This window comes from Microcystis sp. M53602_WE12, from assembly GCF_030065455.1.
GTDB lineage: Bacteria > Cyanobacteriota > Cyanobacteriia > Cyanobacteriales > Microcystaceae > Microcystis > Microcystis aeruginosa.
In genome coordinates this window covers 1-10,899 of record NZ_JASJFB010000554.1, presented here as the reverse complement: position 1 = coordinate 10,899, position 10,899 = coordinate 1, and the positions used below count along the sequence as shown (strand labels likewise).

The window sequence follows — 10,899 nt, the reverse complement described above, 5'->3', positions numbered from 1 at the left end:
TAAATATACTCAAAAAAGCTACGATAGGGCATATCGGAAGCTGGTCGTTAGACCTAAACGCTTGGGGAGATTTAAGCTCTATTTTGGTTGGTAGAAATACCTGCTAAGACAACTTGAGTCAGTGAACCAAGAATCCCTCGCTTTTAGCGACGGGAGTGTCAAAAACCTTACATCGAAGACCAACGCTCTGAGCAGCCAGAGCAATATCGGATTGTTGGCTTTGCGGGCGGAACGTTAACAACATTCATCGTAGAATACAGAGTCGATGAAGTCGGTGATTACATTTGGGTTGTCACCGCTTGGAAATCAACTAAACAGGAGCGCAAAAGCTATGAGGAAACAGTCAACTGAAATTAAAGATATTGAGGAAATTGCTCAACAAGCACATCTAGGGAAAGATGTCTCTGAGCATTTCACAGGTAATTTTCAGGTTAAGCAACAGATTAATCTTGATTTTCCCCCGGAATTACTACGAAGCATAGATGTAGAGTGTCAATTGCAGAACATGAATCGTCAGGATTGGATCAAGATGGTTTGCGTTGAAAAACTCCGTGCAATTCAATCTAGCAGAATAGCCAATACTGTTTAGTGGGGTCAAAGTATCCTACGCTACAATTTAATAAATCTTTACATTCCTCTCCCTAGCTTAGGGATTGAAACAAACCTTACAATCTCCTGATTTATACATTGCTTTGGGAGAATTGAAAGGTGGGATTGATCCCGCTCGAGCAGATGAACATTGGAAAACTGCTCGTACTGCTTTGCAGAGAATTGATGATGCTTTTAGAAAAATCTCTAAGCATCCTTATACTTTTTTTATCGGCGCTGCTATTGAAACAAAAATGGCTAGGGAAATTTATCAGCAATTAGAGACGAAAAAACTCACCAATGCCGCTAACTTAACCAATGATAATCAACTGGTTTCAATTATGCGTTGGCTATGCCATCTTTAACCTAGTTAACATCTAGAACATTACCCCTCAAATAAAGTCCAGTTGGGTTGGTTAGCAATGCATAAACCACCCAATTCTGATTAGATGGCAAGAAGAATTAACCAGCCTAATCTTCGTGTCTTTGTGTCTTTGTGTCTTTGTGGTTATTCTCTGCGATCGCTTATTGATTTTGCCTCAATCTTTGTCCCACTATTTGTGATAGTATATAGTTAGACTTCGACCATTTGGGAGAGGCAAACTATGATAGAGTATAATTTAGATGCCGCGCATAGCATTCTGTATATGCAACCTACATCTGCACTTGCGGCGGAAGATTTCATCAAGATTGCGGAGGCAGTGGACCCCCACATTGAAGCCACTGGTGGCCTTGCTGGCGTAATCATCGAAGTTCCCACGTTCACTGGTTGGGAGAGTTTTGGTGCCTTGGTTGCTCATTTCCGGCTGATACGCGACCATCACAAGTACGTCAGTAAGGTTGCAGTGGTGACTGATTCCACTCTGGTTAAACTGATTGAAAGTCTGGCTTCCCACTTTGTCGCCGCTGAAGTCAGGCAGTTCCCATGGGGGGAAACTGAGGTGGCGAACCAATGGATCTTGGGCGGCTCCTGATTCCCTTGCAGTACAATAGACATTTCCAGAAATTAACCTCAATCTAGCCTGAATTTTGGAGGTGTCTAATACACGGTTAGACCGAACCGCTGGTCCCCTAGGAGATATACTTGATCTGGATTCTTCGAGTTCTGCAATATCCGGGATTGGGGTTTTAACTTCTAGTCTGGTTTCTGGTACAAACTACTACCTTTCTGGTAGCTACAGTGGTAATGTCTTCACCATCAGCACCGATGGTAGTAGCTTAGATGCACTGATTATTCAAGGTGCTGAGGCTGCTTTTTCAAGCAACGCTTCCTCGGTTCTTTTGAGATTGGTTAATAGTAATAATCTGGTGGCAGGTAACTTTATTTAACTTCATCGGGGAGATGAAGTGGGCCCTGAGAGTGAGTTAGCAATGCGTAACCCACCGCCATGATTCTGGGCAGTGCCAAATTGCTGTGTTAGAGTGATAAATACTAGGAATAATCGGTAAATCTTCCAAAGATATCTACTATTTTTGTGTAAAAGTAGTAGAAACTATGGGATTATCCTCAGAGGATTGGTCAGTGGAGAGAGAACCTAAATAATCACTCCACCATCTCTTGACAAATGACCTTAATTGTGCATTACTATATCTCGCTCCATCCTGATATTTTTCTGAAGCTAGAAGGGTATATTAAGAAGGTGAGAGATTCCGATCAACGCCTATTGAGATAAATCTATTATGCTGATTTACTTTATTCATGGAGTGGCCACAAGAGATGCTAGTTATGCCAATAAATTAATCAAACTAATTGAAGAAGAATGTAAACGCAAAAATCTGGCGATTCCCTACTGTTATGCAGGATTTTGGGGAAATGTCCTCAAAGGAACCGAAAAATTATGGCGAGATATCGAGCAAGAATTACAGACACAAAAACAGAAAAATATTAATTTTAACCCCGAGCAATCCTTTCGCTATCAAAATTTTAGAAAAGAGTATTTATCTTATTTTATTGGTGACGCATTTAGCTATTTAGGCAGCGATCGAGGAAACCAAATTCGCCGCATTATTGCCGACCAATTAATCGATCTTGTTCAAGCTTATCCCCAGGAAACCGAATTACATATAGTTGCCCATTCTTTGGGTACTGTAATCCTTTGGGATCTGTTATTTTCCGAGCGTTTTGACCCTCAGGATCCCGCTCACAAAATTCGTGATCTTATCGGTAAAGAACGGGGCAAACTTTCCCTATCTACTGTAACAACAATGGGTTCACCGATCCCATTTTTAAATCTAACTCTAGGCATTGATACTAATCAAATTGAAAAATTTATTACCCAGCATCAAGGCCAGCGTTTGCTCTGGAATAATCTGATCAATTCCTCCGATATTATCGCTTATCCAATTCGTCCTCTTTTTGATTCTATAACCGATGTATCCAAGATTTTAATGAGCGATTATTATCTAGAAGCGACTGGCAATATTTTTGATTCTGTAGAAATTGCTGCCGTAGTCTTGAATTCCCTTAATGCTCATACCTATTACCTAGCATCAGATAAAGTGGCCAAAAATATCGTAGAGACAATTTATTTTAATCAGCAGGATTATAATCATGGCGATAGTTACAGTCATAACACTTGTGTTGATCTTGCCATAGAAAGAATAGCTAAAATATCTGGAGTGACTAAAGATCTGGTAAAAATGAAACCTCTAAAAGAAAAAATATTACTAGAAGGTAAATTTAAAGATGCCAGTGGTTATATTTATTTAAGCTCAGATTTATATCGTGTTCATCATGTTTATATACAGGACAATCACCAAAATATCGTATATGCTGTATATGTGGGCTGGATTCATGTAGAGGGATTGAAAAATTCTGTCACCGAAATCATCAGACAGCTATGTTATGTCAACGATGAAGCAAAGAATAGCTAATAGCTGCGCTATACTGCCATTATTGAGATTAAACCAGCATTTATGAGTCAATCCCCCCGCATTCTAGCACTGGATTTTGATGGTGTTCTTTGTGATGGCATGATCGAGTATTTTCAGATTAGCAAACGCACCTATGAAACCCTTTGGCCGGAAATAATTCCCGAGGATTTTTTCCCTAGTTTTTCGCAACTTCGTCCCGTTATCGAAACCGGTTGGGAAATGCCTTTACTGTTGCGATCGCTTGTTCTCGGTATTCCCGACGGGGAAGCTTTAAATAATTGGCCGTCAATTCGGCAAAATCTGCTAGAAAGGGAGAAAATAGCGAAAAAAGTTCTCTCAAATGCCCTCGATGGTCTTAGGGATCGATGGATTGAGTCGGATCTAGAGTCTTGGTTAGCCTTACATCAATTTTATCAACCCGCGATCGATCGCCTGGCCTCTCTTTTAGACTCGGATTTTTTGGTTTATATTATCACTACAAAAGAAAGCCGTTTTGTCAAGCAATTGTTACAAAAAGTAGCAATTAATTTTCCGGCAGCGAGATTAATTGGCAAGGAAATTAAACAGCCGAAATACCTGACTATTCAGCAAATACTGGCTGATTTACCGGAATCCCCCGCTAATTTGTGGTTTGTCGAGGATCGTCTCGATGCGTTGGAATTAGTACAGCAACAAGCAGATTTAAACGATGTGGGCTTATATTTAGCCGATTGGGGATATAATACGGCTCAAATGCGCCAAAAAGTTGCTCAAGATACCCGTATTAAGCTGTTATCCCTAGCTCAATTTGCGGCAGACTTTACCCACTGGCAGAGTCGGTGACGAGGAATATGACACTGATAACTGATAACTGATAACTGATGCTGCTATACTAAAAAGCGTAGTCGTTATGAGTTGCATTTACGGTTATGACTGTCGAGAATTTAGTCATTATTGGTTCGGGACCCGCGGGATATACGGCGGCGATTTATGCGGCGCGTGCGAACTTAAAACCCTTGATGTTTGAGGGTTTCCAAGCGGGAGGCATTCCGGGGGGACAATTGATGACCACCACAGAAGTAGAAAATTTCCCCGGTTTTCCCGAAGGAATCACCGGTCCGAAGCTGATGGAAAGAATGAAGGAACAGGCCGAAAGATGGGGGACCCAATGCTATACCGAAGATGTTATCTCGGTGGATTTAAGTCAGCGTCCTTTTACCATTCGTTCCACCGACCGGGAAGTGAAGGCCAATAGTATTATTATCGCCACGGGAGCCACTGCCAAACGCTTAGGATTACCCAGCGAGGCCCAATTCTGGAGTAACGGGATTTCCGCTTGTGCTATCTGTGACGGTGCTACACCGATATTTAGAGAGGAAAACCTCGCTGTGATTGGTGGCGGTGACTCGGCGGCAGAAGAAGCCGTATATTTAACTAAATACGGCTCTCACGTCCATTTATTGATACGCGGGGAAGCGATGCGTGCCTCGAAAGCAATGCAGGACCGGGTGTTAAATAATCCGAAAGTTACCGTTCATTTTCACACCCAAGCAGTGGATGTGTTCGGTACAGGCAGTAAAATGGCAGGATTACGCATTAAAAACTCGCAAACGGGAGAAATCAGCGAATTAGCCGTTAGAGGGTTATTTTATGCCGTCGGTCACACTCCCAATACTTCCCTATTCCAAGGACAACTAGAATTAGACGAGGTGGGTTATGTGAAAGTCAAACCGGGGACTGTTGCTACCAGCGTCGAGGGGGTTTTTGCCGCAGGAGATGTGCAGGACCACGAATACCGTCAGGCAATCACTGCCGCAGGTACGGGGTGTATGGCGGCGTTATTGGCAGAAAGATGGTTATCGGAGCATAATTTAATCCAAGAATACCGTCAATCAGCCACTTCTGAACATTACGAGACAAAAACCGTTAGCGAAACCCCGGCCGATACGGAGGAAACTTTTGATATTCACAAAACCCGTCACGTTGGGGGTTATGCTCTGCGGAAATTATTCCACGATGGCGATCGCTTGTTAATGGTCAAATATGTTTCTCCCACCTGTGGCCCCTGTAAAACCCTGAAACCGATTTTAGATAAAGTGGTCGATGAGTACGATGGCAAAATTTATTTTGTGGAAATTGACATCGAAGCTGACCCAGAAATTGCCAAAATGGGTCAAGTAACCGGGACTCCCACGGTACAATTCTTTAAGGAGCGGGAATTAGTAAAAGAAATGCGCGGAGTCAAACAAAAAAGCGATTTTCGTCAAGTAATTGAGAGTTATCAATAATCAGTTATCAGGAGTCAGGAGTCAGGAGTCAGGAGTCGGTCGTTAGGAGATAGGGTGATAGGGTTTTGGGGTGATAGGGTGATAGGGTGATAGGGAAATTTCATCCAAATGCTCCACTCCCCCACTTCCCCACTCCCCCACTTCCCCACTTCCCCACTCCCCAACACCCCACACCCCACACCCCACACCCCACACCCCACACCCCACACCCCACACCCCACACCCTATGCTAGAGGCCTTACAATTTGATTTTATGCGCCATGCGATTGCCGCAGGAATATTAGTTAGTATTGCCTGTGGGATTGTCGGTACTTTGGTAGTAGTTAATCGCGTGGTTTTTATCAGTGGTGGAATCGCTCACGCTGCCTATGGAGGGATAGGAATCGGTTATTTTTTTGGGATTAATCCCCTGGTGGGGGCGATATTTTTTACCTTTTTTTCGGCTTTAGGCATGGGTTTTTTACAGCGTCGCATCCGGGAGAGAGCCGATACTTTAATCGGGGTTATGTGGGCGATTGGTATGGCGATTGGGGTAATTTTTATTGATTTAACCCCCGGTTATAAAGCTGATTTAATGAGTTATCTTTTCGGTAGTATTTTAACTGTACCGAGGGATGATTTATGGATAATGGCGGGCATAGATATATTAATTATCACCTTAGTTAGTATCTTTTATAAAGAGTTGTTAGCCATATCTTTTGATGAAACCTTTGCGATTATTCGCAATATTCCCGTGGAGATAATTTACTTAGGTTTAATGGGAATAACCGCTTTAACTATTGTGGCAGTAATGCAGGTGGTAGGATTAATTATGGTAATTGCTTTATTAACTATTCCCGCCGCTATCAGTGGACAATTTGTTAAAAATATGAAGGGAATGATGATCCTAGCGATTATTTTAGGAATTGTCTTTACTTTAGTGGGTTTGTGGTTATCCTATAGTTTAAATCTCACCTCAGGGGCGACAATTATTTTAGTGGCAGGATTGGGCTATTTAATCAGTCTTACTTGGAAACCTTTCATCCTAACTATCACCAGAAAAATATCTAATCTTTAAGGCTCTCCCCTAGTTGTGGTGATCAGAAAAAGTTATCTAGGGGAGGGTGAAGGCAATTCACCCCCACATTGCCCCACATTAGTTGTTCTCTAGAGGCCGATGGGATAGTCTTACCAATTATAACCCTAAACGCTGCTTTTGGCGGGCTTTATAGGAGGCTAACAGCCAGATAGAACCAGAAATCAAAGAAGGAGCAAGGACGAAAAAAGTGGCCATGGTTACGGGATGTTCCCGGCCCCACACCCAATAGATCATCACGGCAAAAATCAAGCCACAGTAAGCTAGTCCTAGAAAGGGGATGCCAATAACTAAAATGGCGAATCGAGTCTCTTTATCCATAAAATATCGGGATGGCAGCGAAAATTTAGCTGATGGGTTCCGTTTGTCCCTATCTTTAGTTATAATCTTCCTTCTGGGATTGCTTGCGGAAAAATAAGGTATTTTTTAGAATTAGGCGCTGATTATTGGGAGGCCTTCCTTGTCGAAAGAAAGATTAGATTTATTATTAGTAGCCAAAAATCTCTGTGATTCCCGTCAACAGGCACAGCGATTAATTCGCGCTGGAGAGGTGAAAGTCAATCACCAAATCATTGATAAACCGGCCACAGAAATCGATCCAGAAGCGGTGATCGAGGTTAAGCAGAAACTGCCCTATTTGTCAAGGGGGGGCGAAAAATTAGCTAAGGCCTTAGAATTGTTTGCCATCGATGTCAGCGATCGCATTTGTTTAGATGGAGGCATTTCCACGGGGGGATTTACCGATTGTCTCTTGCAAAAAGGAGCAAAACGGGTTTATGGGGTCGATGTGGGTTATGGACAAGTGGCCTGGAGTTTACGGCAGGATCAACGAGTTATGTTACTAGAAAGAACTAATTTTCGCTATTTAACCCCAGAAAAGTTATACGGACAGGAAAAACCCGCCGATTTAGCAGTTATGGATCTGTCTTTTATTTCCCTGACCAAAGTTTTACCGACCCTGTGGACGCTATTAAATCCACCGCGAGAGGCGATTTTATTGGTCAAACCCCAATTCGAGGTGGGACGGGAAAAAGTCGGCAAAAAAGGGGTAGTTCGCGACCACCAAGACCAAGCGGGGGCGATTTTTCAGGTTTTACAGGCCGCCGCAGTCTTAGGATGGTTCTATCGGGGTTTAACTTGGTCTCCCATTACCGGACCTGCGGGTAATGTGGAGTATCTTCTCTGGTTGTCCACCGATACTGGCCAAGTTAGTCCCAGTTTAGCAGCGATCGCAGAAATTACGCAAGCAGCGATCGAACAGTTTTAAACTAGGTATTTTCTCAAGGAAGCGGGAAGTGGGGGAGATTTTCAGAAAACCCTTGACAAATGGCGAGACTTGCTTTATACTTCATGTATAGTGGGAATCCGTGCGCCCATATATATAGGGTTTTTGAGCAAAGATAAGAGAGAAAAAAATACACTCAAAAATCGGGTTGGGTAGGAAGAGGATAAAGGTATGAAGACGGAAATTTTCTCTCCCCGACAAGGATTAAACAAAGCATTTCTGAGAGTCAAACCGAATCTTTGTCAGGTAGAGAAGTTTCAAGTATTCTTACATACAAAAACGATGATCGGGGAGTTCAATGTATTGGAAAATGGGAGAGATAACCCGCAAAAATTATTGTTAAATCATGTTAAGTCCCGTAGAAACGATTAAAATTCTCGAAAATCATCCCGATCGCACTTTTCCAGCTGGTGAAGTTATTTTTGCCGATGGCACGGAGGGCGAGTTAATGTACGGTATTCTTAGCGGAGAAGTGGAGATGTATATCAAGGGACAATTGATAGAAACTCTAGAAAAAGGGGATGTATTCGGAGCAGGAGCGCTCCTGCATGGGGATAAACTGCGAGAATCCACAGCTATTGCCAAAACTGATTGTAAATTAGCCTATCTCAATCAACCGCAGTTTTTATTTGCCGTGCAGGAAACTCCCATGTTTGCGATCGAAGTGTTAAGAAGTTATTCCGATCGCTTTCGCAAGTTGAAAAAAATCTTCACCGGTGAAGCATAGAGGAGCAAAGGAAAGCCATCCCCTGAAAACTATTGACCGAAAATCTCACCGATAGTTAAACGGGAACCATTGACCAAATCCCCACCAGAACGCGGTGATTTTCCCGATAATTGCACTTCTTTTAATAATAATAAACCCTCACCCGTCTGCACTACCGGCCCGAAATTTTTCCAGAGAGCCACGATCGCTCCCACTTCTCCGCTTAGATGAGAAAGGTCTTTTGTCTGTAATTCTCGAGGAAGTTGACCGAGATCCTCTAGGGGAATAGTGGCCATCACTTTTAGGGGTTGTCCCCGTAAAGTGGTCAGCGCATGAGGATAAAAACCCCGGACTCGATCGTGAATTCTCCGGCCCGAATCTTGCCAGTTGATTAGATAGTCAGATTTTTGAATTAAAGGGGCATAGGTGGCATCGTCGTTATTTTGAGGAATTGGGGTAATTTCTGCTCGATCGAGCTTAGAGAGGGTTTCTAGGAGCAAATCCGCCCCCATTTGTCCTAGGGTTGCTCCCACCTGTTCGGCATTGTCAAAAAGAGCGATCGGGGTGTAGGCTTTCAGTAACATCGGTCCGGTGTCCATGCCCGCATCCATTAACATGGTGGTAATGCCGGTTTCTTTTTCTCCCCTAGCGATGCACCACTGCACGGGGGCTGCTCCCCGATATTTCGGTAAAATTGAGCCATGAACGTTAATACAGCCTAATCTCGGCATCTCTAGAATTTCTGGGGAGAGAATTTGTCCGTAGGCAACCACCACAAAGGCATCCACCCGCGATTGTCTGAGAAAATCTAAGGTTCGAGCGTTTTTTTTGACACTTTTGGGCTGCAAAACCGGTATTTGCTGTTCTATGGCTATTTGTTTCACCGGTGAGGGGATTAATTGATTGCCCCTTCCCCGGCGCTTGTCCGGTTGGGTAACGACGGTAATTACTTCTATATCGGGATTGGCTAATAATTTTTTTAGGGTGGGAACAGCAAAAGTCGGGGTTCCGAAAAAAACAATACGCATGGGAGAGGGGGGATTTTTCAGTTATCAGTGAGCAGTAATCAGTGAATGTCCACCGAGTTATTAACGGCTAACTATGCCAGACCATTGAATTTTTTTGGCTTTTTCCCGACGATAGGAGAAAAAATGATCCTCTTGTTGATAGGTACAAAAAGGAGCGATCGCAATTTGTTCATCCCGAATTCCTAACTGTTGTAGTTGATGATAAATCACCCGTCGCACGTCTAAGCGCACTTTCCCTTTTTCCTCGTCAGCAAATAAGGGGGAGGGGGACAGGTTCAATAAATTCGCCAGAATTTGGTCGGGATTGGTTTCTTGGGGGAATAAACTTAAACCCACTTCTACGGCAACTTCTGCCTCTACTTGATACACTTCCCCGGCAATTGCCGGCCCCAGGGCCAGCACTAAGTTATCTAAACAACTACCTGAGTTTAATAACTGCTTTACTGCTTTGGGAACTATCCTTTTGGCCGTCCCTCTCCATCCAGAATGAATCGCCACCCCAACACCAGTAGAGCGATCGCCTATTAGTACGGGCGTACAGTCAGCACTGGCCACCCAAATCCCTTGACCGGAAGCATCGGTGATAATTCCATCCGCTTCGACAATTTCCGGGTTAGTAATCCCTTGGGGATTTAATAGGCGATCGCCATGTACCTGTTTGACCCGATAAACCGGTACATTTGCCCCCAGAGCAGCCGTAAAAGCTTCCGGGGTTTGGGGGTAATAATGACGGGTAAAAAAGCCGTGGGACCAGTCCTCTAGGAGATTACAGGTAAGATAGGGCAATCCTTGCCATATTTGCCATTGCCACAGAGAAGTCTCGGTTAATCGGACATCGATCGCTACATTGGTCACAGTCTAAACCTCTCTTGCTGCATTAATACCTCGTTCTTTCCTATCCTAGTTCTGAGCTTGGCAAACGGCAACCGGAAGATTATTTAGGGTCTGCTGAAAAAGTTTTTCCTAGGGGCAGGGTGTAGGGTGTGGGGTGTGGGGTGTGGGGTTTTACCGATTTTGAGGGGGTCAATTACCTAATTTTCAGGGAAAAAGTCCCTGAATTTCCCCCTGATCACTCC

14 protein-coding genes and 1 pseudogene are annotated in these 10,899 nt (G+C 43.6%); 12 read left to right on the top strand and 3 right to left on the bottom strand.

The genetic code is table 11. The annotated features are described in order from the left end of the window. Window positions 1–331 precede the first annotated feature (331 nt). The 9 genes and pseudogenes from PX482_RS17910 (at window position 332) to PX482_RS17870 (ending at window position 6,786) form a co-directional block, all read left to right on the top strand. A complete protein-coding gene (locus tag PX482_RS17910; protein WP_079209336.1) occupies window positions 332–589 on the top strand; it encodes a hypothetical protein in 258 nt (85 codons plus the stop codon). Between the two features lie 67 nt (window positions 590–656). After that, a pseudogene (locus tag PX482_RS17905) lies at window positions 657–953 on the top strand (AvaI/BsoBI family type II restriction endonuclease); the annotation flags it as partial. A 240-nt stretch (window positions 954–1,193) separates the two neighbouring features. After that, a complete protein-coding gene (locus tag PX482_RS17900) occupies window positions 1,194–1,562 on the top strand; it encodes a SpoIIAA family protein (protein ID WP_288094666.1) in 369 nt (122 codons plus the stop codon). Between the two features lie 61 nt (window positions 1,563–1,623). Further along, on the top strand, window positions 1,624–1,917 hold the full coding sequence (locus PX482_RS17895; RefSeq protein WP_002759693.1) for a hypothetical protein: 294 nt from the start codon (window positions 1,624–1,626) through the stop codon (window positions 1,915–1,917). 351 nt (window positions 1,918–2,268) lie between these two features. Continuing rightward, window positions 2,269–3,462, top strand: a complete 1,194-nt coding sequence (locus PX482_RS17890; protein ID WP_002759692.1) for a lipase family protein — start codon at window positions 2,269–2,271, stop codon at window positions 3,460–3,462. A 42-nt stretch (window positions 3,463–3,504) separates the two neighbouring features. Continuing rightward, a complete protein-coding gene (locus PX482_RS17885; RefSeq protein ID WP_012267643.1) occupies window positions 3,505–4,284 on the top strand; it encodes an HAD family hydrolase in 780 nt (259 codons plus the stop codon). Between the two features lie 86 nt (window positions 4,285–4,370). Further along, window positions 4,371–5,729 carry a thioredoxin-disulfide reductase gene (trxB, locus tag PX482_RS17880; RefSeq protein ID WP_147071847.1) on the top strand — a complete coding sequence of 453 codons (1,359 nt, stop codon included), beginning with the start codon at window positions 4,371–4,373 and terminating at the stop codon, window positions 5,727–5,729. A gap of 108 nt (window positions 5,730–5,837) precedes the next feature. After that, window positions 5,838–5,978, top strand: a complete 141-nt coding sequence (locus PX482_RS17875; RefSeq protein WP_288122789.1) for a hypothetical protein — start codon at window positions 5,838–5,840, stop codon at window positions 5,976–5,978. Further along, a complete protein-coding gene (locus PX482_RS17870) occupies window positions 5,956–6,786 on the top strand; it encodes a metal ABC transporter permease (protein ID WP_002759687.1) in 831 nt (276 codons plus the stop codon). Before PX482_RS17875 ends, PX482_RS17870 begins: the two co-directional genes overlap by 23 nt. A 117-nt stretch (window positions 6,787–6,903) precedes the next feature. Here PX482_RS17870 and PX482_RS17865 read toward each other — a convergent pair whose 3' ends face one another. Then, window positions 6,904–7,125, bottom strand: a complete 222-nt coding sequence (locus PX482_RS17865; protein ID WP_002759686.1) for a hypothetical protein — start codon at window positions 7,123–7,125, stop codon at window positions 6,904–6,906. A 139-nt stretch (window positions 7,126–7,264) separates the two neighbouring features. Between PX482_RS17865 and PX482_RS17860 the strand changes: the two genes are divergently transcribed. The 3 genes from PX482_RS17860 (at window position 7,265) to PX482_RS17850 (ending at window position 8,816) form a co-directional block, all read left to right on the top strand. Continuing rightward, window positions 7,265–8,071 carry a TlyA family RNA methyltransferase gene (locus PX482_RS17860; protein ID WP_288055677.1) on the top strand — a complete coding sequence of 269 codons (807 nt, stop codon included), beginning with the start codon at window positions 7,265–7,267 and terminating at the stop codon, window positions 8,069–8,071. 189 nt (window positions 8,072–8,260) lie between these two features. Further along, a complete protein-coding gene (locus tag PX482_RS17855) occupies window positions 8,261–8,461 on the top strand; it encodes a hypothetical protein (RefSeq protein ID WP_002759684.1) in 201 nt (66 codons plus the stop codon). After that, window positions 8,436–8,816: a cyclic nucleotide-binding domain-containing protein gene (locus PX482_RS17850; RefSeq protein ID WP_002759683.1), complete on the top strand. Its 381-nt coding sequence runs from the start codon at window positions 8,436–8,438 to the stop codon at window positions 8,814–8,816. The genes PX482_RS17855 and PX482_RS17850 overlap by 26 nt, the downstream gene beginning before the upstream one ends. A gap of 29 nt (window positions 8,817–8,845) precedes the next feature. Here the strand turns inward: PX482_RS17850 and fmt are convergent, their stop codons facing one another. Both fmt and pgeF read right to left on the bottom strand, forming a co-directional pair. Further along, complete coding sequence (fmt, locus tag PX482_RS17845) at window positions 8,846–9,823, bottom strand: methionyl-tRNA formyltransferase (protein ID WP_002759682.1); 978 nt, start codon at window positions 9,821–9,823, stop codon at window positions 8,846–8,848. Between the two features lie 60 nt (window positions 9,824–9,883). Further along, window positions 9,884–10,678: a peptidoglycan editing factor PgeF gene (pgeF, locus tag PX482_RS17840; protein WP_002759681.1), complete on the bottom strand. Its 795-nt coding sequence runs from the start codon at window positions 10,676–10,678 to the stop codon at window positions 9,884–9,886. Window positions 10,679–10,899 lie beyond the last annotated feature (221 nt).

Bases quoted from the DNA above. Each gene is read 5' to 3' on its own strand.
- PX482_RS17870 (WP_002759687.1), top strand. From the start codon at position 5,956: ATGCTAGAGGCCTTACAATTTGATTTTATGCGCCATGCGATTGCCGCA.
- PX482_RS17900 (WP_288094666.1), top strand. From the start codon at position 1,194: ATGATAGAGTATAATTTAGATGCCGCGCATAGCATTCTGTATATGCAA.
- PX482_RS17885 (WP_012267643.1), top strand. From the start codon at position 3,505: ATGAGTCAATCCCCCCGCATTCTAGCACTGGATTTTGATGGTGTTCTT.
- PX482_RS17890 (WP_002759692.1), top strand. From the start codon at position 2,269: ATGCTGATTTACTTTATTCATGGAGTGGCCACAAGAGATGCTAGTTAT.
- PX482_RS17875 (WP_288122789.1), top strand. From the start codon at position 5,838: ATGCTCCACTCCCCCACTTCCCCACTCCCCCACTTCCCCACTTCCCCA.
- fmt (WP_002759682.1), bottom strand. From the start codon at position 9,823: ATGCGTATTGTTTTTTTCGGAACCCCGACTTTTGCTGTTCCCACCCTA.
- trxB (WP_147071847.1), top strand. From the start codon at position 4,371: ATGACTGTCGAGAATTTAGTCATTATTGGTTCGGGACCCGCGGGATAT.
- PX482_RS17855 (WP_002759684.1), top strand. From the start codon at position 8,261: ATGAAGACGGAAATTTTCTCTCCCCGACAAGGATTAAACAAAGCATTT.
- PX482_RS17850 (WP_002759683.1), top strand. From the start codon at position 8,436: ATGTTAAGTCCCGTAGAAACGATTAAAATTCTCGAAAATCATCCCGAT.
- PX482_RS17910 (WP_079209336.1), top strand. From the start codon at position 332: ATGAGGAAACAGTCAACTGAAATTAAAGATATTGAGGAAATTGCTCAA.
- PX482_RS17865 (WP_002759686.1), bottom strand. From the start codon at position 7,125: ATGGATAAAGAGACTCGATTCGCCATTTTAGTTATTGGCATCCCCTTT.